Consider the following 22907-nt stretch of genomic DNA (forward strand, 5'->3'; position numbering starts at 1 on the left):
TAACAGTCATACACACATGCTCGCGACACCAGATAACACCGCCGCCGCCAGCTGACTGTGCAGGGCGGCGCGATCCAGGCCGCCCAGCGCGGCCAGCGCCTCGAGCCGGGCCGGCACCTCCGTCGGGCTGTTGGCGTGCACGGTGCCGGCGCCGCCGTCGTGGCCGGTGTTCAGCGCGGCCAACAGGTCGACCGCTTCGGCGCCCCGGACCTCGCCGACCACCAGGCGATCCGGCCGCATCCGTAGTGCCTGGCGGACCAGGTCGCGCAGTTCCACTGCGCCGGCACCCTCCACGTTGGCGGCTCGGGCGATCAGTCTGACCAGGTGCGGATGGGCCGGCTGCAGCTCCGGTGCGTCCTCGACGCAGATGATCCGCTCGTCGCCGGCGACCGCACCCAGCAGCGCTGCGAGCAGGGTGGTCTTGCCGGCGCCGGTCCCGCCGGAGACCAGGAAGGCCAGCCGGGCGGCGATGATGTCGGACAGCAGTTCCGCAGCCGGCGGGGCGATCGCGCCGGCCGCGGCCAGCGCGGCGATGTCCTGGGTGGCCGGCCGCAGCACCCGCAGGGACAGGCACGTCCCGGCTGCCGCGATCGGCGGTAGCACCGCGTGCAGCCGCACGGTGAACTCGCCGGTGCCGACACCGGTGAGCTGGCCGTCCACCCACGGCTGGGCGTCGTCGAGCCGGCGGCCCGCCGACACCGCCAGCCGTTGCGCCAGGCGTCGCACGGCGGCTTCGTCGGCGAACCGCACCGCCGTCCGCCGCAGGCCGGCGCCCTGATCCACCCAGACCGCATCGGGCGCCGTGACCAGCACGTCGGTGGTGCCCACGGCGCACAGCAGCGGCTCCAGCACCCCGGCCCCGGTCAGTTCGGTCTGCAGCAGCCGGAGTTTGGTCAGCACCTCGGTGTCACCGAGGACGCCGCCGGACTCGGCCCGGATCGCCGCGGCCACCGCCTGGGGGCGCAGTTCCGCGGACTCGGCGGCCAGCCGTTCCCGGACGCGGTCGATCAGCGAATCCGTCATGCCGCCGCCCGCCCGCCGTCGGCAAACCGGCGGGCCGGCAGTACGCCGAGGATCCGCGCCGCGGCGGCTCCCAGGGCGGACCGTCGGTGCAGCCGCAGCCCACCGTGCTCCAGCCGGTGCGCCAGTCGCGGTTCGGCCCGCAGCGTCGCCAGCAGCGGCAGGCCGACGATCTCAGCGACCTCGGCTGCGCGCAGCCCGCCCGGCGCCGGGCCGCGTACCACCAGGCCGACGTTCGGATTGCCCACTCGCAGCCGCGGCGTGATCGCGGCGCCGGCCGCACAGGCCCGCACATCGCAGGGGCAGACCAGGACCACGAGGTCGGCGCCGTCGAGGACCGTCTCGACGGGTTCGACCGGTGTCCGGGGCAGGTCGCAGATCACGGTGGCGCCGCCCCGGCGGCCGGCGTCGATGACCGCTTCGACGGTGGGCGCATCCATCTCGTAGCCGGCTCGGGTGCCGGAGAGGACGCTGACCTCGCGATTGCGGGGCAGCGCCGCACGCACCGCGGACCAGTCCAGCCGCCCGCCGCGCAACGTCAGATCGCTCCAGCGCAGGCCGGTGGCGTCCTCGGTGCCGGCCAGCAGATCGATGCCGCCGCTGAACGGGTCGAGGTCGAGCAGCAGCGCCGGACCGGTCCGGCCGGCGGTCTGGGCCAGGGCGGTCGCCAGCACCGAGGCCCCGGCGCCACCACGGCCGCCGATCACGGCCAGCACGTCGCCACGGGGTGTGTCGTCGCGGGCCGCATCCCCGGCCTCGGCCAGCTCACCGAGCAGTTCGTTCCCCTGGGCCGGCAGGGTCAGCACACGCTGCGCCCCGACCTCGACCGCGGACTGCCAGGTGAACTGGGTGGGCGCACCGCCGGCGAGCAGGATGACCCGACCCCGCCGCGGCAGGCAGTCGTGTCGGCAGCGCCCGGCGGCGGTCTCATCGAGCACCACCGCCGCCGCGGCCGACCACGCTTTCCGGCTGAGCGGGCCGTCCCCGAGGTGGATCACCCGCACCCCGACGGCGGCCGCGACCCGGTCCAGTTCGGTGCGTAACACCGGCTCGGTGACGATCGCCAGCACGGCTGCGGGAGGACTCATCCCGCAACGGTGGCGGCACGCAGCCCGCGCCACCAGCCGTCGTTCCCCGAATGTGGAAGAACCGTCCAACTGTGAAATACCGCGAGTTCAACAGTGCTCGATAAATCATTCCAAAACGGATGAAACGATCGATTTTGTAACACGTTCAGCCATATCGCGAGGTTCCTCTAGCGAATACTGACCGATTTAAAAAGACGACCCCCGCCAGGGGGGGAGGAGGCGGAGGTCGTCGTGTATCAACCCCGGGGGGTCGGGCCGATACACCCCGGCGTAAGCCGAGTGATGCCAACTATACACACGACAGGGCGGGGCAGCGCAAGTGTTGTCCGCAAGCCGGTGCATTTCGACCCCGCACCCCGCGTGAAATGCGGTTTCGGACAACACCGAGGCTCCGATCGACGGCGGCCCTATGCTGTACCGGTGACCGATCCCGACCCGGGCGCAAGCCTGCGAACGTCGTCGCAGACACCCGCGGCCAACGACGGCGGGCCCCGCACGGCGGCCTTCCTGGACCTCGACCAGACCGTCATCGCCAAGTCCAGCGCACTGGCCTTCAGCAAACCTTTTTTAAGCCAGGGACTGATCAGCCGGCGAACCGTTCTCAAGTCCAGTTACGCGCAGTTCCTGATGCTGCTGTCCGGCGCCGACCACGACCAGATGGAGCGGATGCGCACCCATCTGACCAACATGTGCACCGGCTGGAACGTCGAACAGGTCAAGGCGATCGTCAACGAGACCCTGCACGACGTGGTGACCCCGCTGGTGTTCGCCGAAGCCGCCCAGTTGATCGCCGATCACAAGCTCTGCGGCCGCGACGTGGTGGTGGTGTCGGCCTCCGGCGAGGAGATCGTCGCGCCGATCGCCCGCGCACTGGGTGCCACCCACGCCATGGCGACCCGGATGGTGGTCGCCGACGGCACGTACACCGGTGAGATCGCGTTCTACTGCTACGGCGAGGGCAAGGCGCAGGCGATCCGCGAACTGGCCGCCCGGGAGGGCTACGCCCTGGAGCACTGCTACGCCTATTCGGACTCGATCACCGACCTGCCGATGCTGCGGACGGTCGGGCACCCCGCGGCGGTGAACCCGGATCGCGCACTGCGCAAGGAGGCGCTGGCCAACGGGTGGCCGGTGCTCTCGTTCTCCCGGCCGGTGTCGCTGCGGGACCGGATCAGCGCGCCCTCCGGGGCCGCGATGGCCACCAGCGCAGCCGTCGGCGCCAGCGCGATCGCCGCCGGAGCGCTGACGTATTCGCTGCTGCGGCGCCTGGTGTTCTAGCCGGTCAGCAAACACCTGCGGTCACGATCCGGTGTCACCGTGCGGGCTATCCGCGTTTACCACTTGCTGTGTCGTGCATCACGTAGTAGAAAGGAAGCACGGAAGGCCGGTGAGGCCAGGATCGACCCGGAAGAGAAGGATCGATCTCCCGAACCAGGACTTCCCAGTACGGAAGACGGTACCCACGCGCAGCCAGAGCCGCGAAGATGGCAGAAGTGTTGCGGGCCTGCGTAATTGCGAAAGGTAAGCGGTCTCGACAGCCCTTTGGGTAGGGCAGCAACCGCAGTACGTCGCAGGAGCGCCGAGGCCACCCACGCAGCCCACATTGGTCGCTTGGTAACCGCGTACCGTGCTAGCGGGCGGCGAACCGAATCACTCGGATCGCCGCCCGCTTCACTGTGTTCGAGGTGGTCGGGATCGACCCCGAAATCAGCGCTTGGCGCCCGCCTCAGCAATCCCCAGCGCATCCAGCGCACCGCCGTGCATGGCGTCGCAGCACAGCAGCAGCCAGTTGGCGACGCCGTCGGGGGTGCCGCCGGCGAAACCGCGTGCGGCCTCCCGGTACTCCCCGGCCTTGCGCATCCAGCGCACCTCCGGCACCCCGAGCCCGTGCCGGTCCAGACCGGTCGCGATCGTCACCAGCCGCGACGCGGCGCGGGCCACCACACCGTCGGCACTGCCGAACGGCGCCAGCGTCAGCAGTTCGCCGTGCACCACCGCGGCGAAGACCGGGGCCGGCACCGTGGTGCCGCCGGTGGCGAGGTCGGCCAGCATCTCCAGCCGCCGTCCCGCCTCGGCGCTGTCGGGGCGGCCGAGACGGTCCTCGTCATCGACCAGGTCGGCGGCCGCCAGCGTGTGCAACCGCGCCAGTGCCTGCAGCGGCGCCCGCCGCCAGATCCCGACCAGGGCGGTCTCACCGCCCTCCATGGCCTGCTCCACCCGCAGCGAACCGGCGAAGATCGGGTCGGTCTTGACCGTTTCGTCCACCGCGGTCGGGCCGCCGTCAAGTACCGACGACGCCCGGGCCGCCCGCAGCGACGCCTCGGCGGCGCTCACCTTCCAGCCGCGCACATTGGACTTGTGGCGGTGAGCGCGGGCCAGTTCGTCACGGACCTTCTCGCTGGCCTCGGCGACACCGGGCAGCTCGAGCAGGGGGGCCAGCGGGTCATTGATCACGAGCTGTGACACTACCGGCCGGTGACATTAGGCTGCTGACGGTGACCGAGACCCCAGCTACGATTCCGACGTCGTACCCGCCGTCCCCCGCGTTCACCGCTGCGGCCAACGCCGGCGCCGACCTGTACCGCGCCGCCGAGGCCGACCGGCTCGGCTTCTGGGCCCAGCAGGCGAACCGGCTGGACTGGGCGACCCCGTTCACGCAGGTCCTCGACTACTCCGATGCGCCGTTCGCCCGGTGGTTTCACGACGGCCAGCTCAACGTGGCCTACAACTGCGTGGACCGCCACGTCGAAGCCGGCCACGGCGACCGGGTGGCCATCTTCTGGGAGGGTGAACCCACCGATGCACGGGCCATCACCTACGCCGAGTTGCTCACGGAGGTTTCCCGCGCCGCCAACGCGCTGACCGGCCTGGGCGTGGTCGCCGGCGACCGGGTCGCGATCTACCTGCCGATGATCCCCGAAGCCATCATCGCGATGCTCGCCTGCGCCCGCCTGGGCGTCATGCACACCGTGGTGTTCGCCGGGTTCTCCGCGCACGCCCTGCGCGACCGGATCAACGACGCCCAGGCCAAGGTCGTCATCACCGCCGACGGCCAGTACCGCCGCGGCAAGCCCGCCCCACTCAAACCCGCCGTCGACGAAGCCATCACCGAGGCACCGAGCGTGCAGCACGTACTGGTGGTGCGCCGCACCGGCGCCGACGTGGCGTGGCACGAGGATCGCGACCTGTGGTGGCACGACACCGTGGAAACCGCGTCCCCGCAACACCTCCCGGCCGCCTTCGAGGCCGAGCAGCCGCTGTTCCTGCTCTACACCTCCGGCACCACCGGCAAACCCAAGGGCATCGTGCACACCTCGGGCGGCTACCTCACCCAGGCCGCCTACACCCACGACGTCATCTTCGACCTCAAACCCGCGACCGACGTGTTCTGGTGCACCGCCGACATCGGCTGGGTCACCGGGCACACCTACGCCGTCTACGGGCCGCTGGCCAACGGCGCCACCCAGGTGATCTACGAGGGCACCCCGGACCACCCCAGTCAGCACCGGCACTTCGAGATCATCGAAAAGCTCGGCGTCACCATCTATTACACGGCGCCCACGCTGATCCGCACGTTCATGAAGTGGGGCCGGGAGATCCCCGACGCACACGACCTGACCAGCCTGCGCCTGCTCGGGTCGGTGGGTGAGCCGATCAACCCCGAGGCGTGGCGCTGGTACCGCAGTGTGATCGGCGCGGACGCCCTCCCGGTCGTCGACACCTGGTGGCAGACCGAGACCGGTGCCACCATGATCAGCCCGCTGCCCGGCATCGCCGCCGCCAAGCCCGGTGCCGCGATGACCCCGCTGCCCGGCATCTCCGCGCTGATCGTCGACGACCACGGCGACCGGTTGGCGCCCGACCCCAACACCGGCAGCGGGGAGCACCCCAGCGGCTACCTGGTGATCGACCAACCGTGGCCGTCGATGGCCCGCGGCATCTGGGGCGACCGGGAGCGTTTCATCGAGACCTACTGGTCGCGGTTCGCCGAGCAGGGCTGGTACTTCGCCGGGGACGGCGCCCGCTACGACGCCGACGGCGACATCTGGGTGCTCGGCCGCATCGACGACGTCATGAACGTCTCCGGGCATCGGATCTCCACCGCCGAGGTGGAATCCGCCCTGGTCGGCCACCCCGCGGTCGCCGAGGCGGCGGTGGTCGGGGCGACCGACGAGCAGACCGGTCAGCGGATCTGCGCCTACGTGGTGCTGGCCGCCGGGCATACCGGTGACGGCGCCGCGCTGATCGGGGATCTGCGCGCGCAGGTCGCCACCGAGATCTCCCCGATCGCCAAACCGCACGTCGTCCACATCGTGCCGGAGCTGCCGAAGACCCGCAGCGGCAAGATCATGCGTCGGCTGCTGCGCGACATCGCCGACGGTCGCGCCCTCGGCGACACCTCGACGCTGGTCGACCCGGGGGTGTTCGACGCGATCCGGGCCGCCGAGTAGCGATTTCGGCGCGGTAAACGTCGCTGAGCGGGCTAAATCGCGCCGAAATCGTCTAGCCGATCGGGACGAACCCGGCACCCGGGCGGTTGTTGGCGTTGATGTCGGCCAGCACGGCGTTGATCGACATCACCACCGCCGGGGTGTGCAGCGGGATGTACTTGACCACGCAGTCCGGCAGCGCGTCGCTGAACGCGCCGTGGATCATGCCGACCAGCAGGTTGTTCACCACGACCGGTCCGCCGGAGTCACCCGGCCGGCCGCACACCTGCATCACGATCGTGCCCGGATCCTGACCCGGCCCCCAGGTGACGCCGCAGGAGTTGCCGGTGGTGCGGCCCTGCTTGCAGGCGATCTGGCCGAACGTCGGGTCCGGGCCGATGCCGTTGATGACGAAGCCGCCGTAGTTGGGCACCGGGGTCACCTTGTCCGGGTCGAACTCCAGCACGGCGTAGTCCAGGTTGTCGTTGCCGGCCACCATGGTGCCGATCGGGCCGGCGGACTCCGAGCCCTCGGCGGCGACCTCCGCACCGGGGCCGCCGCAGTGCGCGGAGGTGAACCCGATCAGCGCACCGGTCTTGTCGTGGCCGATCGACGTCAGCGTGCAGAGCGTGTCGCCGTCGACGACGATCCCGGCGCCGCCGCCCATCGTCACCTTGGCGTCGGCGGCTACCCGCGGAGCGCCCAGTGTGCTCAGTGCGGCCAGTGCGATCAGGGCGACCCCGGCGGTCAGCGCCGCCAGCGTGCGCAGCAACCAGTGGTGTGCGGTCTGCACAGGGAACTCTCCCGTCGACTCAATCGATCTCCCGACTCGGAAAACAGCTTATCGTCGCGGAGGCCCGAATCGGCTGCTGCTTTCTCGGGGCCGCTCGTCGGGAGCGTCGTCGCATGGCAACATTAAGCCGCGACGACGGCGAACGGGAGGACAGCCAGTGAGCAAGGCTGATCGCAGGAACGCGAAGCGCGCGGCGGCGACCGCGGACCGCAACGGGGTGCCCAACACCCTGGCGACGATCCCGCTGACCGATCCGCACGCGCTGTCCGGCGATCCGTCGCTGGGCGAACTGGTCAAGGACGCCACCGCCCAGATCTCGACGCTGGTGCGCGCCGAGGTCGAACTGGCCCGCGCCGAGATCACCCGCGACGTCAAGAAGGGCCTGACCGGCAGCGTGTTCTTCATCGCCGCCCTGGTCGTGCTGTTCTACTCCACGTTCTTCTTTTTCTTCTTTCTCGCCGAACTGCTCGATGTGTGGCTCAAGGACTGGGCCGCCTACCTGATCGTGTTCGGGCTGATGCTGGCGACGACGCTGGCGCTGGCGGTGCTCGGCTTCCTGCGGGTGCGGCGCATCCGGGGTCCGCGGGAGACGATCGCATCGGTCCGGGAGACCCGGGACGCGCTGCGCCCGGATCCCGAGCGACTGCACCACGCACTGGGCACGCACGACGGCAAGCCGGCTACCGATCCGTCGGGTTGGTAGTGCCGCCACCGGATCCGTCGATGGTCCGCATCGACGGGCCGTGGCGGCATCTGGACATCCACGCCAACGGCATTCGCTTCCATGTCGTTGAGGCGGCCGACGAAGACACCGGGACCGCGCCGATGGCCCGGCCGCTGGTGCTGCTGCTGCACGGGTTCGGCTCGTTCTGGTGGAGCTGGCGGCACCAGTTGCGCGGGTTGCGTGACGCCCGGGTGGTCGCGGTGGACCTGCGCGGCTACGGCGGCAGCGACAAACCACCGCGCGGTTACGACGGGTGGACGCTGGCCGGCGACACCGCCGGGCTGATCCGCGCGCTCGGGCACTCCTCGGCGGTCCTGATCGGTCACGCCGACGGCGGGCTGGTGTGCTGGGCGACCGCCCTGCTGCACCCCAGGCTGGTGCACGGGATCGCACTGGTCAGCTCCCCGCATCCGGCGGCGCTGCGGCACTCGGTGCTGACCCGCACCGATCAGCGTCGCGCCCTGCTGCCGTGGCTGCTGCGCTATCAGGCACCGCTCTGGCCGGAGCACGCGCTGACCCGGCACAACGGTCTGGCGATCGAACGGCTGGTCTGCAGCCGGGCCGGTGCGGATTGGCAGGCGAGCGCGGATTTCGCCGAGACCGTCGGGTACCTGCGGCGGGCGATCCAGATCCCGTCGGCAGCGCACTGCGCGCTGGAGTATCAGCGCTGGGCGGTGCGCAGCCAGTTGCGGGCGGAGGGCCGCCGGTTCATGGCCGCGCTGAACAGTCGCCCGCTGGACATCCCGATGCTGCACCTGCGCGGTGCCGCGGACCCGTACGTGCTGGCGGATCCGGTCGACCGCACCCGCCGCTACGCACCGCACGGCGATTACGTATCAGTGTGCGGCGCAGGCCATTTCGCGCACGAGGAAGCGCCCGGCGAGGTCAACGACCGGCTGCTGCGGTTCCTCGGGCAGACCGGCGCGGCGCGGCCCCGCTAGCGGGCTCACTCACCGCCGACGCAGGTCTGGGTGGACACCGGCTGGGTGTCACCCACCCGCAGCAGTTGGTTCTGCACTTCCTCGGCGGTCATCACGAACCCGGTGTCGGGGTCGTCGACCGCCGCGCCGAACACCACGCCGAGCACGTGACCGTTCATGTCGATCATCGGACCGCCGGAATTGCCTTGCTGCACAGTGCCGCGCACCGTGTACACCCGCCGGGTCACGGTGGCGTCGCGGTAGATGTCCGGCCCCTCGAGGTTGATGACGTCCCGGACGCGGGCCGGCGTCGCCTCGAAGACCCCGCCGCCGGGGTAGCCGAGCACCAGCGCGTCGGTGTCCGGCTGCGCCGGCGAGGACGCGAACGTCAGCGGCGGCGCCGGCAGGTCCGGCACCGCGAGGATCGAGATGTCCTCCTTGGGATCGAACGAGATCACCGTGGCGTCATAGGATTTCGTGCCGCTCTCGACGGTGACGCTGTCCGCCCCGGCGACGACGTGCGCGTTGGTCATCACCCGGTTCGGTGACACCACGAAACCGGTGCCCTCCAGCACCTTCTGGCAGTTGGGTGCCACGCCGCGGATCCGCAGCACGCTCGGCTCGGTGGCCTCCACCACCGGACTGGCGGCCAGTTCCGGGTCGGGGGCGTCCACCGCCGCGACCGGGGTGCGGCTGAACGGCTCCAGTACCGCCGGCAACCCGGAGTCGTCGAGCACCGCGGACAGCCGGCGCGGCACGTTCTTCAGCCAACTCGGAGCGAAATCGTTGACCTGCCGCAGTACCCGCGAATCATTGACCGCCGCAGCCAGTTTCGGTTGATCGGAGGCGGTCAGCGGAGTGGCCAGCAGCCAGGCGGCGATCAGCACCACCACCAGTTGCAACGCCACCCCGATGACCGAGTCGACGTTGCGCACCCCCGGACTGCGGATCGCGCCGCGAACCGCCCGGCCGAGCACCACCCCGGCCACCTCGCCGATCACGACCATCGCCAGGATCAGGAACAGCGCCGCGAACAGCTTCAGCCGGCCGCCGCTGACATGGCCGACCAGGTGCGGCGCCAGCAGTACGCCCGCCATCGCGCCGAGCGCGACGCCGACGAAGGAGAGCAGCGAGCCGAGCGCGCCGGAGCGCCAACCGGATACCGCGGCGACGAAGGCGATCGCCAGGACGGCGATGTCCAGCCACTGTGACGACGTCATGTTCCAGTCATCCCCGTTCCACCATGTTCTCGCCGTTCTCCGCCAACCAGAGCCATCGCCTCGTCCAACGCGCGCACCTCGGTGGTGTCCCAGGGCTGCGCCCAACCCGCCACGTCCAGCATCGCGGAGATCACCTGCGCGGTGAATCCCCAGACCAGCATCTCGTTGAGCCGGAAGGCGGGCATCGCCCAGCGTCGACTGCGCGCATCACGGTAGACCATCAGCCGGTTGGCCGGGTTGATGAACGCCCGGATCGGAACCCGCGCCACCACCGCGGTCTCGGCTGGGTCGACCACACCCACCGGGCCGGGGTCCGGCGTGTACGCCAGCACCGGCACCACCGAGAACCCCGACGGCGCGATGAAGATCTTCTCCAGCGTGCTCAACGGCTGCACCCGGTGCGGGTCGATCCCGGTCTCCTCGTTCGCCTCGCGCAGCGCGGTCGCCACCGGTCCGGTGTCACCGGGGTCGACGGCGCCGCCCGGGAACGCCGCCTGCCCGGCGTGATGCCGCAGCGTCGAGGCGCGCACGGTCACCAGCAGATCCGCCGATTCCGGCACCGCCCCGTCGCGTATCGCCGACATCGGGCCGGAGAACAGCACCAGCACCGCCGCGTCCCGGCCTTTCCCGGTGACATGGGCCTTGGCGTTAGCCGCGGTGATCATCGCCCGCACGTCGGCCGGCAGTCGGCGCAGATACGCCCCGGGGATCCGGTCCACGTTGTCGAGCAGTGGGCGCAGCCAGGCCGGAATGTCGCCAGCGCTCACCGCGCCTCCTCCATGCTGGATCCTGGTCGCCTCATGTCAGCGGCCCTCGACCGCGGCGGCGAGTTCGGCCACGTCGGTGAAGGGCTGCGCCACGATGCGGGCAACGCTACCGTCCGCTCGCAGCACCACCGTGGCGGGCATCACGTTCGGCACCCGCAGCGCGGCCGCGATCCGGCGCCGGCCGTCCTGCAGGGTCGGCAGCCGCACCCCGAGTTCGGTGAGCAGCGCCAATCCGGCCGCTTCGTTGTCGTCTTGGTGGACCGTGACCACCGTGACGTCGGAGCCGGCCCGGCGCTGGTATTCGGCGAGCACCGGCAGTTCGGCACGGCAGGGTCCGCACCAGTACGCCCAGAGGTTCAGCACCACCGTGCGGCCGGCGAACATGGCGGCCACGTCGACCGGAGCACCGTCGGCGGCGCATTCGACGGCGATACCGCGCAGCGCCGCCGGACCGGCGCCGGCGCCGGCGGTCGGGCAGGGCGAAAGGTCGGCGCCCCGGCGCGCCTCGGCCAGTGCCTGCCCGGCGGCGGCGTCACCCGGCCGGCCCCCCGTCGCGCCGTCGGGCGTGGTCGGGGCGGGGCCGCGCAGCTGCAGCACCAGCCCGGCGACCAGCGCGCTCAGCAGCGCCAGCACCGCGATCGTCCACCGGGTCGCCGTAGTCATCCGCGAGTAGTCATCCGCGCAGGTCGCTACAGCCCGGCGAGGCCCAGCAGGTGCTCGGTCTCCGGGCCCTTGACCAGTTTGGCGGCCTCGACCGGGTCGGTGGGGCCCAGCCCGAACGACGGGCAGTCCTTGGCCAGCACGCACACCCCGCAGGCCGGTTTGCGGGCGTGGCAGACCCGCCGGCCGTGGAAGACGACCCGATGGCTGAGCATCGTCCAGTCCTTCGGTTCGAACAGTTCGCCGACCGCGTGCTCCACCTTCACCGGGTCCTCCTCGGCGGTCCAGCCGAAGCGGCGCGCGAGCCGGCCGAAGTGGGTGTCGACGGTGATGCCTGGGATCCCGAACGCGTTGCCCAGGATCACGTTGGCGGTCTTGCGGCCCACCCCGGGCAGCGTGACCAGGTCTTCCATCCGGGCGGGCAGCTCGCCGTCGAACCGCTCCACCAGCGCCTGGCCGAGCTTGATCAGCGACGTCGTCTTGTTCCGGTAGAAGCCGGTCGGCCGGATCATCTCCTCGAGTTCGACGCGATCCGCCTGGGCGTAGTCGATCGCGGCCGGGTATCGGGCGAACAGCGCCGGGGTGGTCTGGTTGACCCGCACGTCGGTGCACTGCGCCGACAACACGGTCGCCACCGCCAGCTCCAGCGGCGTGGTGAAGTCCAGTTCGCAGTGCGCGTCCGGGAATGCTTGCGCCAGAGCCCGATTCATCCGTCGCGCCCGGCGCACCAGGCCGGTGCGGGTCTCATCGGCGAACCGGTCGGGCTTGTCCACTGTCACCTCCGACAGGGTACTTATCCGTGACCACAATGAGACCTTTCCCCTGTTTACTGTGCCCTTGTGTCCTGGCTGCTGATGATCGCGACCCCGCCGCTGCTGATGCTGGCGGCGAGCGGACTGGCACGCATCGAGACGCACATCGAGACCGGCGCGCAGCGCGATTCGGGGGCAAATCCGCAATTTCGCACGCCCGGGGGCGACAATCCTGTGTAGCGTTGGCACGTCGCTTTGCACCTGGCTCTAGACTCAGGTGGCCAGCCGTTCAGCGGCCGGTAGCTGTGCGTTTAATACCGTCACCATGAGCATCTAAGGGGCAACGTGGACGAGATCCTGGCCAGGGCCGGAATCTTCCAGGGAGTTGAGCCCAGCGCCGTCGCCGCGCTGACCAAGCAACTTCAGCCGGTGGACTTCCCGCGTGGGCACACGGTGTTCGCCGAAGGCGAACCCGGCGACCGGCTCTACATCATCGTCACCGGGAAGGTGAAGATCGGCCGGCGGTCCGCCGACGGCCGGGAGAACCTCCTGACGATCATGGGGCCGTCGGACATGTTCGGCGAGCTGTCGATCTTCGACCCCGGCCCGCGGACGTCGTCGGCCACCACGATCACCGAGGTGCGGGCGGTCTCGATGGACCGCGACGCGCTGCGGTCGTGGATCTCCGACCGACCGGAGATCGCCGAGCAGTTGCTGCGGGTGCTGGCCCGCCGGCTGCGCCGCACCAACAACAACCTGGCCGACCTGATCTTCACCGACGTGCCCGGCCGGGTCGCCAAGCAGCTGCTGCAGCTGGCCCAGCGGTTCGGCACCCAGGAGGGCGGCGCGTTGCGGGTCACCCACGACCTCACCCAGGAGGAGATCGCCCAGCTGGTGGGCGCCTCCCGGGAGACCGTCAACAAGGCGCTGGCCGACTTCGCCCACCGCGGCTGGATCCGGCTGGAGGGCAAGAGCGTGCTGATCTCGGACTCGGAGCGGTTGGCGAGGCGCGCCCGCTAACTCTCCCCCGTGAGCGTGCAGAATTGTCCACCCCCACCTGGGGGAACACCGGACAGTTCTGCACGGTCGGGTGACTAGGCGCCCCGCAGGTAGTCCAACTGGGCCTGCACGGACCACTCCGCGGCACCCCACAGCTTCTCGTCGACGTCGGTGTACACGTGCTCGACGACCTGGCGCGCGGTGGCGTCGTCGCCGAGCGCGGCCAGCGCGGCCCGTACCTGGTCCAGCCGCTGCTCGCGATGCGCCAGGTATCCGGCGGCGACGGCGTCGATCCCGGGCAGTTCCGGTCCGTGCCCCGGCAGCACCGTGCGCGCGCCGAGCCCCTGCAGCCGCCGCAGTGACTCCAGGTAGTCGGTGAGGTTCCCGTCCTCGGTGTCGATGACGGTGGTGCCGCGGCCCAGCACGGTGTCGGCGGTCAGCACCGCGTCGTCGAGCAGGAACGACAGTGAATCGGCGGTGTGACCGGGGGTGCCCAGCACGCGGATGCGCAGCCCGGCGGCGTCGATCACCTCGCCGTCCACCAGGCCCCCGCCGAGCCGGCGCTGGAAACCGCTGCCCGCCGAGTACACCGGCGCCCCGGTCGCGTCGGCCAGTTTGTCGATGCCGTCGGTGTGGTCGTAGTGCCGGTGGCTGATCAGCACCAGAGCGATCCGGCCCAGGTCAGCGAGCCGGCCGATGTGCGCGTCGTCGTCGGGACCGGGGTCGACGATCACCACCTCGTCACTGCCCGGCCCGCGCAGCACCCAGGTGTTGGTGCCGTCGAGCGTCATCAGCCCCGGGTTGTCGGCCAGCAGCACCGACGCGGTCTCGGTGACCGGCCGCAGCTGCCCGTACGCGGGATGGGTCAGCGGCACGGCTAGCCGGCTATCTCCACGATCAACTCGACCTCCACCGGGGAGTTCAGCGGCAGCTCGGAGACCCCGACCGCCGACCGGGCGTGCGCACCGGCCTCGCCGAACACCGCACCGAGCAGCTCCGACGCACCGTTGACCACCGCGGGCTGACCGCTGAAGCCCGGTGCCGACGCGACGAACCCGACCACCTTGACGATCCGGACCACCGCGTCGATGCCGACCAGGGCGTGCACCGCGGCCAGCGCGTTCAGCGCGCAGATCCGGGCCAGGGCGTGGCCGTCCTCCGGGCTGACGTCGGCGCCGACCTTGCCGGCGCGGGCCAGCTTGCCGGTCTGCATCGGCAGCTGCCCGGACGTGTAGACCAGGTTGCCGGTGCGGACCGCCGGCACGTACGCCGCCAGCGGCGCGGCCGTCTCGGGCAGTTCGATGCCGAGTTCGGTCAACCGGGCGCGCCAGGTGCTCATTTCGGCCGTTTCAGGAACGCGATCAGGTTCTCGCCGACAGGCCCCGGCAACACCGAGACGAGTTCCCAGCCGTCCTCGCCCCACTGGTCGAGGATCTGCTTGGTGGCATGGGTGATCAGGACGACGTTCGCGTACTCCCACTGGGTGCGTTCAGCCATGAGAGCGAGCTTATCGCTAGCCCGGACAAGCGCTTGGCTAGCATGCAGTGGTGACAGCCACACCCAAGGGGGAGAGTGTCCTGGGCTGGCCCTCGCGTTTGTCGAAGGCCCGTCTGCACTTCGTGACCGGCAAGGGCGGTACCGGCAAGTCGACGATCGCCGCCGCACTGGCGCTGGCGCTGGCCGCCGGCGGCCGCAAGGTGCTGCTGGTGGAGGTCGAGGGGCGCCAGGGCATCGCGCAGCTCTTCGACGTACCGCCGCTGCCGCCCGACGACGTCAAGATCGCGACCGCGGAGGGTGGCGGTGAGGTCGACGCCCTGGCGATGGACATCGAGGCCGCGTTCCTGGAGTACCTCGACCTGTTCTACAACCTCGGGCTCGCCGGACGGGCGATGCGCCGGGTCGGGGCGGTCGAGTTCGCCACCACGATCGCGCCGGGCCTGCGGGACGTCATCCTCACCGGCAAGATCAAGTACCACGTGATCCAGACCGACAAGAACAAGAAGCACGTCTACGACGCGATCGTCGTCGACGCGCCGCCGACCGGCCGGATCGCCCGGTTCCTCGACGTCACCAAGGCGGTCTCCCAGTTGGCCAAGGGCGGCCCGGTGCACTCGCAGGCCGACGGGGTGGTGAAGCTGCTGCACTCCGATCAGACCGCGATCCACCTCGTGACGCTGCTCGAAGCCCTGCCGATGCAGGAGACGCTCGAGGCGATCGACGAACTCCGCGAGCTCGACCTGCCGATCGGCAGTGTGATCGTCAACCGCAACATCCCGGCGCACCTGGAGGCCGACGATCTGGCCAAGGCCGCCGAGGGCGTGGTCGACGCGGACGCGCTGCGCGCCGGCCTGGCCGCCGCCGGGATCACGCTCGGCGACGACGACTTCGCCGGCCTGCTCACCGAGACCATTCAGCACGCCACCCGGATCGCGGCGCGCAGCGAGACCGCCGAGCAGTTGGAACAACTGGACGTGCCACGGCTGGAGCTGCCGACGATCACCGACGGCGTCGACCTCGGCAGCCTATATGAGCTCTCCGAAATTCTCGCCCGACAGGGGGTTCGATGACACCCGACCCGGCCGGCAAGCCGCCGGCACTGGACCTGGCCGCCATCCTCGGCGACACCGCCAACCGTGTGGTGGTCTGCTGCGGCGCCGGCGGCGTCGGCAAGACGACCACCGCCGCGGCGATGGCGCTGCGGGCCGCCGAGTACGGCCGCACCGTGGTGGTGCTGACCATCGACCCGGCGCGTCGGCTGGCTCAGGCACTGGGCATCAGCGACCTGGGCAACAACCCGCAACGGGTGCCGCTGCCGCCGGAGGTCAAGGGCGAACTGCACGCGATGATGCTGGACATGCGCCGCACGTTCGACGAGATGGTGGTGCAGTACTCCGGCCCGGAGCGGGCGGACGCGATCCTGAACAACCAGTTCTACCAAACGGTCGCGACCTCGCTCTCCGGCACGCAGGAGTACATGGCGATGGAGAAGCTCGGCCAGCTGCTGGCCCAGGACCGCTGGGATCTGGTGGTGGTGGACACCCCGCCGTCGCGCAATGCGCTGGACTTCCTGGACGCCCCGCGGCGGCTGGGCAGCTTCATGGACAGCCGGCTGTGGAAGCTGCTGCTGGGGCCCGGCCGCGGCATCGGCAAGCTGGTGGCCGGTGCGCTCGGGTTGGCGATGAAGGCGCTGTCGACGGTGCTGGGCTCGCAGATGCTTTCCGACGCAGCCGGTTTCGTGCAGTCCCTGGACGCCACCTTCGGCGGTTTCCGGGAGAAGGCCGACCGCACCTACGAGCTGCTGAAGCGCCGCGGCACCCAGTTCGTGGTGGTATCGGCGGCCGAACCGGACGCGCTGCGGGAGGCGTCGTTCTTCGTCGACCGGCTGTCCAGTGAGCACATGCCGTTGGCCGGGCTGATCCTCAACCGCACCCACCCGATGCTGTGCGACCTGCCGGTGGAGCGCGCGGTCGACGCGGTGGAGACGCTGCGGACCGGCACCGCCGACGGCGCCCCGGCCGGGGCGACCGCGCTGGCGTCGGCCGTGCTGGCGATTCACGCCGAGCGCGGTGCCACCGCGAAACGTGAACTGCGGTTGCTGTCCCGGTTCACCCGGGCCAACCCTACGGTGCCGATCGTCGGCGTCCCGTCACTGCCGTTCGACGTCTCGGATCTGGACGCGCTGGAGGCGATCACCGACCAGCTGACGGCCGGCTAGCCCGCGGTTCGGGCTCAGCCGGCGTCGCGCTGCTTGCGCTGCGCCTCGAAGTACTCCCGCCAGGAGGTCACCTCGGGGTGCGCTTTGAGCAGGGCGCGGCGCTGACGCTCGGTCATGCCGCCCCAGACGCCGAACTCGACGCGGTTGTCGAGGGCGTCGGCCAGGCATTCCAGCGCCACCGGGCAGTGCCGGCAGATGGTGGCGGCCTTGCGCTGGGCGGCGCCGCGGACGAAGAGTTCGTCGGGATCGCCGGTCCGGCACAGCGCCCGGGCAACCCAGGCGATCCGGCCTTCGTCTTGGACGCCGCGTAATACGGCTCGGGTGGGTGTTATCGCCGGCATATTGGTCTTGCGAACCGCTGGCCGTGTTACTGACACTGACGATCCTCCGTCCCGGCCGCCCCCGCAGCCACCTATTCAATACCGGCGAAGACCGCGAGTGCGATCTGCGCCACATCGTGCGGTCAGTGTTACCTGTATCGCACTTGGTGTTCAAGTTAGGTGGTCAAGTGGGGTTTGCGCAACCGGTAAGGGCTCCTTTTTTTGGGACAACCGTGCAGTCCGATCCCGGCTTCGGTGGAAATCCCGGGTGGACGACGGCTCCGACCGGTGACTATTTGACTTCGGCGACAATTCCGTCGGGCCGCACCATCGGCCCGGATCTGGGTCTTCGGCAGGCACCGCCCGGCGACGGCGGCGGGTTTGATGGCGGCGTCCCGTCCCCCGCAAGCGGGTGGGCCCACACCGCAGGTAGGGGAGTGCCCCCAGCGCCCGGCTCCGCCGCGCTTGCGGACGCCGCTAGTGTGTAAGCCATGTCGGAGCGCCCCCCGACCGGTCCAACCGTGTTCAAGCTGGCCGGGTGTTGTCTGCTCGCAGCCGTTTTGCTCGCCGCGCTGATGTTCCCGATCGCCGGTGGCGCCGGGTTGATGTCCAACCGAGCCTCGGACGTGGTGGCCAACGGTTCGGCCCAGCTCGTCACCGGTGAGGTCCCCGCCGTGACGACGATGGTCGACTCCAAGGGCAACACGATCGCGTGGCTGTACTCGCAGCGCCGGTTCGAGGTCCCCAGCGACAAGATCGCCGACACGATGAAGCTGGCGATCGTCTCCATCGAGGACAAACGGTTCGCCGAGCACAGCGGGGTGGACTGGAAGGGCACCCTGACCGGTCTGGCCGGCTACGCCTCCGGCGACTCCGACACCCGCGGCGGGTCCACTCTCGAGCAGCAGTACGTGAAGAACTACCAGCTGCTGGTGCTGGCGCAGACCGACGCCGAGAAGCGCGCCGCGATCGAGACCACCCCGGCCCGCAAGCTGCGGGAGATCCGGATGGCGCTCACCCTGGACCGCACCTTCACCAAGGCGCAGATCCTGACCCGGTACCTGAACCTGGTGTCGTTCGGCAACAACTCGTTCGGCATTCAGGACGCGGCGCAGACCTACTTCGGCGTCGACGCCTCGCAGCTGAACTGGCAGCAGGCGGCGCTGCTGGCCGGCATGGTGCAGTCGACCAGCGTGCTGAACCCGTACACCAACCCCGAGGGTGCGCTGGCACGGCGAAACCTGGTGCTCGACACCATGATCGAGAACATTCCCAACGAACGCGAGGCGCTGCGGGCGGCGAAGGCGGAGCCGCTGGGGATCCTGGAGCAGCCGCAGGAACTGCCTCGCGGCTGCATCGCGGCGGGCGACCGGGCGTTCTTCTGCGACTACGTGCAGGAATACCTGGCCCGCGCCGGGATCAGCAAGGAGCAGGTCGCCCGCGGCGGTTACGTGATCCACACGACGCTGGACCCGGACGTGCAGGGCCCGGTCAAGCAGGCGATCGACAACTTCGCCGGTCCCAACGTGCAGGGCGTCGCGAGCGTGATGAACGTGATCAAGCCCGGCACCGACGCCCACCCGGTGCTGGCGATGGCCAGCAACCGCACCTACGGCCTCAACGGTGAGATCGGCGAAACCATGCGGCCGCAACCGTTCTCACTGGTCGGCGACGGCGCCGGGTCGATCTTCAAGACCTTCACGGTGGCGGCGGCGCTGGAGATGGGCATGGGGACCAGCGCCGAACTGGAGGTGCCCGGCCGGTTCCAGACCAAGGGGATGGGCTCCGGCGGCGCCAAGGGCTGCCCGAAGGAGACCTGGTGCGTGGTGAACGTCGCCCCCTACCGGTCGCCGATGAACGTCTCCACCGCCCTGGCCACCTCCCCCAACACGGCGTTCGCGAAGCTGATCTCCCAGGTCGGCGTGGAGCGCACCGTGGACATGGCGATCAAGTTGGGCCTGCGCTCCTACGCCGATCCCGGCACCGCCCGCGACTACGACCCCGACAGCAACGAGAGCCTGGCCGACTTCATCAAGCGGCAGAACATCGGTTCGTTCACGCTGGGGCCGTTCGAGGTCAACGCGCTGGAACTCGCAAACGTCGCCGCCACCCTGGCCTCCGGCGGGGTGTGGTGCCCGCCGAACCCGATCGACAAGGTGCTCGACCGGAACGGCAACGAGGTGGCGGTCACCACCGAGACCTGTGACCGGGTGGTCCCCCAGGGCTTGGCCGACACCCTGGCCAACGCGCTGAGCAAGGACGCGCTCGGTGGCGGCACCGCGTCGGGCGCCGCCGGTTCGGTCGGCTGGGATCTGCCGATGTCGGGCAAGACCGGCACCACCGAGGCGCACCGGTCGTCGGGCTTCCTGGGCTTCACCAACCGCTACGCCGCGGCGAACTACGTGTTCGACGACTCCACCTCGCCGGGCGACCTGTGCTCGTTCCCGCTGCGGCACTGCGGCGACGGCGACCTGTTCGGCGGCAACGAACCGGCCCGCACCTGGTTCGCGGCGATGAAACCGATCGCCACCAACTTCGGCGACGTCGTGATGCCGCCGACCGAGCCGCGCTACGTCGACGGCGGCCCGAACTCACGGGTGCCCAGCGTGGTCGGCCTGGACATCGAGGCGGCCCGGGCCAAGCTCAAGGAGGTCGGGTTCCAGGTCGCGCCGGAGGCGAGCTGGATCAACAGCACTGCGAAGTCCGGCGCTGTCGTCGGCACCTCGCCGAGCGGCCAGACCATCCCCGGCTCGATCATCACCATTCAGGTCAGCAACGGCATCCCGCCGCCACCGCCACCGCCGCCGGAGGGCTTCCCGGCGCTGGGGCCGGTCGGTTCGACGGTGGTCGAGATCCCCGGCCTGCCGCCGATCACGATTCCACTCCTGGCGCCACCGCCGCCCGGAGTGCCCATGCCCCCGTAAGCCGCCGTAACCACCGGCGGCCCCGGCGGCGGGCAGTAGGCTTTCACGCATGGCCGCATCACCCGCCCTGAGAAGCACCGTCGTCGCCGCGTCGGCGGCGTTCGGATCGGTCGCGCTCGCCGTCGGCTACGGCGCCGGTATCGAGCGCAACGCGTTCGTGCTGCGCGAGGCGACGATGCCGGTGCTCTCCCCCGGTTCGTCGCCGCTGCGGGTGCTGCACATCAGCGACCTGCACATGCGGCCGAACCAGCGCCGCAAGCAGGCCTGGGTGCGGGAGCTGGCCGGCCTGAAACCGGATCTGGTGGTCAACACCGGCGACAACCTGGCGCACCCGAAGGCGGTCCCCGCCGTCGTGCAGGCGCTGGGCGATCTGCTGTCGGTGCCGGGTGTGTTCGTGTTCGGCAGCAACGACTACTTCGGCCCGCGGCTGAAGAACCCGGCGAAGTACCTCACCAAGCCCACGCATCGCGTCTACGGCACCCCGCTGCCCTGGCAGGACCTGCGCGCGGCGTTCACCGAGCGGGGCTGGCTGGACCTCACCCACACCCATCGCGAGCTCGACGTGGCCGGTCAGCGGATCGTCGCCGCCGGGGTCGACGACCCGCACATCGGCCGGGACCGTTACGACACGATCGCCGGCCCCGCCGACCCGACCGCCAATCTGCGGCTGGGGCTGACCCACTCGCCGGAGCCGCGGGTGCTCGACCGCTTCGCGGCCGACGGCTATCAGCTGGTGATGGCCGGCCACACCCACGGTGGGCAGCTCTGCCTGCCCTTCTACGGGGCGTTGGTGACCAACTGCGGCCTGGACCGCTCGCGGGTGAAGGGACCGTCGCAGTGGGGCGCTCACACCCGGCTGCACGTCTCGGCCGGGCTCGGCACCTCGCCGTTCGCCCCGGTGCGGTTCTGCTGCCGGCCGGAGGCCAGCCTGCTGACGCTGGTTGCCGCCCCGACCGGCGGCGACGACGCGCGGACGGCGCAGGACTCGTCGCAGCCGCCCGTGTCGGCGCTGTGACGGACCGGCTGACCCGCACGGCCGACCACGGCCATCCCCGACACTGGACCGACAACGCGATCCGGCTGATCGAGGCCGATACGCGGCGCAGCGCCGACACCCACCTGCTGCGCTACCCGCTGCCGTCGGCGTGGAGCACCGACGTTGACGTCGCGCTGTACCTCAAAGACGAGACCACCCACATCACCGGCAGCCTGAAGCACCGGTTGGCGCGCTCCCTGTTCCTCTACGGCCTGTGCAACGGCTGGATCGAGGAGGGCACCACGGTGGTGGAGGCGTCGTCGGGGTCGACCGCGGTGTCGGAGGCCTACTTCGCCGCCCTGCTGGGCCTGCCGTTCGTCGCGGTGATGCCGGTGTCCACCAGTGCGTCGAAGGTGGCCCTGATCGAGGCGCAGGGCGGGCGCTGCCACTTCGTGCAGCACTCGGGCGACGTCTACGCCGAGGCGGAGCGGATCGCGGCCGACACCGACGGGCACTACCTGGATCAGTTCACCAACGCCGAGCGGGCCACCGACTGGCGGGGCAACAACAACATCGCCGAATCGATCTTCGAGCAGCTGCGCGACGAGGCGCATCCGATCCCGGACTGGATCGTGGTCGGCGCCGGCACCGGCGGCACCAGCGCGACGATCGGGCGCTACATCCGCTACCGCCGGCACGCCACCCGGCTGTGCGTGGTCGACCCGGAGCATTCGGCGTTCTTCCCGGCGTACTCCGAGTGCCGCTACGACCTGGAGATCGACGAGTCGTCCCGGATCGAGGGCATCGGCCGGCCCCGGGTGGAGCCGTCATTCCTGCCGGGTGTGGTGGACCGGATGGTGGCGGTGCCCGACGCCGCCTCGGTGGCCGCTGCCCGGCACGTCAGCGCGGTGCTGGGACGACGGGTGGGGGCGTCGACCGGAACCAACGTGTGGGGGGCGTTCGGGCTGCTGGCGGAGATGGTCGCCGACGGCCGCAGCGGTTCGGTGGTGACGCTGCTCGCCGATTCCGGCGACCGCTACGCCGACACCTACTTCTCGGACGACTGGCTGGCGCAGCAGGGGCTCGACCCGAGCGGGCCGGCGGCGGCTCTGGCCGAGTTCGAGAGGTCCGCTCGTTTGGACTGAGCGCGCTCTTCGGCTGCGTCCGGGTTCGTGGCGAACAACCAGGCCGCGGCCAGCGCGAAGAACCCCGCGTACACCGCAGCGCCCAACAGCGTCATGATCTGGCTCCCTTGCCGACAAAACCTCGTTAGCCAGTCTGCCTAATTCCGCCTATGTTTGCAGCTCACCACGCCCGATTGTGGGCGGTTTCACCAGGTCGGGCGAGCAGTGACGTGGCCGGCAAGGGGTTCTGAGCGGCGCGTTTGGGAGGTCGGCGGGGCGGTGCGATACGCTGTCGTGGCTTCACACGGGGTGTGGCGCAGCTTGGTAGCGTGCTTCGTTCGGGACGAAGAGGTCGTGGGTTCGAATCCCGCCACCCCGACAGTGGAAAACCCGCTCTGGACTGTGAGAACAGGACAGGGCGGGTTTTGTCGTCTGCCGCCTGATGCTCCTATTGGTGTTAGGCGTCAAGCGGTGG

The 22907-nt window shown here is 70.4% G+C and carries 23 protein-coding genes and 1 tRNA gene; 12 read left to right on the top strand and 12 right to left on the bottom strand.

Features of this window, described 5'->3' with window-relative positions; translation table 11 throughout:
* Positions 1 to 6: 6 nt before the first annotated feature.
* The gene (locus KIH27_RS19805; RefSeq protein WP_214094685.1) at positions 7 to 1023 is read right to left on the bottom strand and encodes a TadA family conjugal transfer-associated ATPase; all 1017 of its coding nucleotides are present in this window, start codon (positions 1021 to 1023) and stop codon (positions 7 to 9) included.
* The gene (gene ssd / locus KIH27_RS19810) at positions 1020 to 2108 is read right to left on the bottom strand and encodes a septum site-determining protein Ssd (RefSeq protein ID WP_214094686.1); all 1089 of its coding nucleotides are present in this window, start codon (positions 2106 to 2108) and stop codon (positions 1020 to 1022) included. The genes KIH27_RS19805 and ssd overlap by 4 nt, the downstream gene beginning before the upstream one ends.
* A gap of 420 nt (positions 2109 to 2528) precedes the next feature.
* On the opposite strand from ssd, the gene KIH27_RS19815 reads away from it, so the two are divergent.
* Positions 2529 to 3386: an HAD-IB family hydrolase gene (locus KIH27_RS19815; protein ID WP_214094687.1), complete on the top strand. Its 858-nt coding sequence runs from the start codon at positions 2529 to 2531 to the stop codon at positions 3384 to 3386.
* Positions 3387 to 3815: 429 nt separating this feature from the next.
* Here KIH27_RS19815 and KIH27_RS19820 read toward each other — a convergent pair whose 3' ends face one another.
* A complete protein-coding gene (locus KIH27_RS19820; protein WP_214094688.1) occupies positions 3816 to 4562 on the bottom strand; it encodes a Fic family protein in 747 nt (248 codons plus the stop codon).
* Between the two features lie 41 nt (positions 4563 to 4603).
* Here KIH27_RS19820 and acs point away from each other — a divergent pair, with 41 nt between their 5' ends.
* Positions 4604 to 6559: an acetate--CoA ligase gene (gene acs / locus KIH27_RS19825; RefSeq protein ID WP_214094689.1), complete on the top strand. Its 1956-nt coding sequence runs from the start codon at positions 4604 to 4606 to the stop codon at positions 6557 to 6559.
* A 52-nt stretch (positions 6560 to 6611) separates the two neighbouring features.
* On the opposite strand, the gene KIH27_RS19830 is transcribed toward acs, so the two are convergent.
* Entirely contained in the window at positions 6612 to 7331 is a 720-nt protein-coding gene (locus tag KIH27_RS19830) for a chymotrypsin family serine protease (RefSeq protein WP_214094690.1), read from the bottom strand.
* Between the two features lie 157 nt (positions 7332 to 7488).
* Between KIH27_RS19830 and KIH27_RS19835 the strand changes: the two genes are divergently transcribed.
* Positions 7489 to 8034, top strand: coding sequence for a phage holin family protein (locus KIH27_RS19835; RefSeq protein ID WP_214094691.1), 546 nt, complete (start codon positions 7489 to 7491; stop codon positions 8032 to 8034).
* Positions 8034 to 8996, top strand: coding sequence for an alpha/beta fold hydrolase (locus KIH27_RS19840; RefSeq protein ID WP_214094692.1), 963 nt, complete (start codon positions 8034 to 8036; stop codon positions 8994 to 8996). Before KIH27_RS19835 ends, KIH27_RS19840 begins: the two co-directional genes overlap by 1 nt.
* Before the next feature lie 5 nt (positions 8997 to 9001).
* Here KIH27_RS19840 and marP read toward each other — a convergent pair whose 3' ends face one another.
* From marP to nth, 4 genes are read right to left on the bottom strand one after another with little or no spacing between them, the layout of a single operon-like run.
* Positions 9002 to 10195 (bottom strand): acid resistance serine protease MarP, encoded by a 1194-nt coding sequence (gene marP, locus KIH27_RS19845; protein ID WP_214094693.1) that lies wholly within the window; start codon positions 10193 to 10195, stop codon positions 9002 to 9004.
* Complete coding sequence (locus KIH27_RS19850) at positions 10192 to 10962, bottom strand: NUDIX hydrolase (protein ID WP_214094694.1); 771 nt, start codon at positions 10960 to 10962, stop codon at positions 10192 to 10194. The genes marP and KIH27_RS19850 overlap by 4 nt, the downstream gene beginning before the upstream one ends.
* Before the next feature lie 36 nt (positions 10963 to 10998).
* Entirely contained in the window at positions 10999 to 11625 is a 627-nt protein-coding gene (locus KIH27_RS19855) for a TlpA family protein disulfide reductase (RefSeq protein WP_214094695.1), read from the bottom strand.
* Between the two features lie 26 nt (positions 11626 to 11651).
* The gene (nth, locus tag KIH27_RS19860; protein WP_214094705.1) at positions 11652 to 12332 is read right to left on the bottom strand and encodes an endonuclease III; all 681 of its coding nucleotides are present in this window, start codon (positions 12330 to 12332) and stop codon (positions 11652 to 11654) included.
* Between the two features lie 129 nt (positions 12333 to 12461).
* On the opposite strand from nth, the gene KIH27_RS19865 reads away from it, so the two are divergent.
* Both KIH27_RS19865 and crp read left to right on the top strand, forming a co-directional pair.
* Positions 12462 to 12614, top strand: coding sequence for a hypothetical protein (locus KIH27_RS19865; protein WP_214094707.1), 153 nt, complete (start codon positions 12462 to 12464; stop codon positions 12612 to 12614).
* A 105-nt stretch (positions 12615 to 12719) separates the two neighbouring features.
* Complete coding sequence (crp, locus tag KIH27_RS19870) at positions 12720 to 13394, top strand: cAMP-activated global transcriptional regulator CRP (protein ID WP_214094696.1); 675 nt, start codon at positions 12720 to 12722, stop codon at positions 13392 to 13394.
* 74 nt (positions 13395 to 13468) lie between these two features.
* On the opposite strand, the gene KIH27_RS19875 is transcribed toward crp, so the two are convergent.
* Genes KIH27_RS19875 through sp36 form a run of 3 tightly spaced genes read right to left on the bottom strand, consistent with a single transcriptional unit; the run spans position 13469 to position 14870 of the window.
* Positions 13469 to 14248, bottom strand: a complete 780-nt coding sequence (locus KIH27_RS19875) for an MBL fold metallo-hydrolase (protein WP_214094697.1) — start codon at positions 14246 to 14248, stop codon at positions 13469 to 13471.
* Positions 14249 to 14250: 2 nt separating this feature from the next.
* Positions 14251 to 14712 carry a RidA family protein gene (locus tag KIH27_RS19880; protein ID WP_214094698.1) on the bottom strand — a complete coding sequence of 154 codons (462 nt, stop codon included), beginning with the start codon at positions 14710 to 14712 and terminating at the stop codon, positions 14251 to 14253.
* Positions 14709 to 14870 (bottom strand): Sp36 family protein, encoded by a 162-nt coding sequence (gene sp36 / locus KIH27_RS19885; protein WP_214094699.1) that lies wholly within the window; start codon positions 14868 to 14870, stop codon positions 14709 to 14711. Before sp36 ends, KIH27_RS19880 begins: the two co-directional genes overlap by 4 nt.
* Positions 14871 to 14917: 47 nt before the next feature.
* Here sp36 and bagA point away from each other — a divergent pair, with 47 nt between their 5' ends.
* Both bagA and bagB read left to right on the top strand, forming a co-directional pair.
* The gene (bagA, locus tag KIH27_RS19890) at positions 14918 to 15940 is read left to right on the top strand and encodes an ATPase BagA (RefSeq protein WP_214094700.1); all 1023 of its coding nucleotides are present in this window, start codon (positions 14918 to 14920) and stop codon (positions 15938 to 15940) included.
* On the top strand, positions 15937 to 17088 hold the full coding sequence (gene bagB, locus KIH27_RS19895; RefSeq protein WP_214094701.1) for an ATPase BagB: 1152 nt from the start codon (positions 15937 to 15939) through the stop codon (positions 17086 to 17088). The genes bagA and bagB overlap by 4 nt, the downstream gene beginning before the upstream one ends.
* A gap of 14 nt (positions 17089 to 17102) precedes the next feature.
* Here the strand turns inward: bagB and KIH27_RS19900 are convergent, their stop codons facing one another.
* Positions 17103 to 17465 carry a WhiB family transcriptional regulator gene (locus KIH27_RS19900; protein WP_307856956.1) on the bottom strand — a complete coding sequence of 121 codons (363 nt, stop codon included), beginning with the start codon at positions 17463 to 17465 and terminating at the stop codon, positions 17103 to 17105.
* A 434-nt stretch (positions 17466 to 17899) separates the two neighbouring features.
* Between KIH27_RS19900 and ponA2 the strand changes: the two genes are divergently transcribed.
* The 4 genes from ponA2 to KIH27_RS19920 all read left to right on the top strand — a co-directional run bounded on the left by ponA2 (position 17900) and on the right by KIH27_RS19920 (position 22811).
* Positions 17900 to 20332 (top strand): transglycosylase/D,D-transpeptidase PonA2, encoded by a 2433-nt coding sequence (gene ponA2 / locus KIH27_RS19905; protein ID WP_214094703.1) that lies wholly within the window; start codon positions 17900 to 17902, stop codon positions 20330 to 20332.
* A gap of 49 nt (positions 20333 to 20381) precedes the next feature.
* Positions 20382 to 21347, top strand: a complete 966-nt coding sequence (locus tag KIH27_RS19910; protein ID WP_214094704.1) for a metallophosphoesterase — start codon at positions 20382 to 20384, stop codon at positions 21345 to 21347.
* On the top strand, positions 21344 to 22453 hold the full coding sequence (gene cds1 / locus KIH27_RS19915) for an L-cysteine desulfhydrase Cds1 (RefSeq protein ID WP_372451433.1): 1110 nt from the start codon (positions 21344 to 21346) through the stop codon (positions 22451 to 22453). The genes KIH27_RS19910 and cds1 overlap by 4 nt, the downstream gene beginning before the upstream one ends.
* Before the next feature lie 284 nt (positions 22454 to 22737).
* Positions 22738 to 22811 (top strand) — tRNA-Pro (locus KIH27_RS19920).
* The last annotated feature ends 96 nt before the right edge of the window (positions 22812 to 22907 follow it).

Origin of the sequence: Mycolicibacter acidiphilus, assembly GCF_018455725.1 — a bacterium.
Taxonomy (GTDB): Bacteria; Actinomycetota; Actinomycetes; order Mycobacteriales; family Mycobacteriaceae; genus Mycobacterium; species Mycobacterium acidiphilum.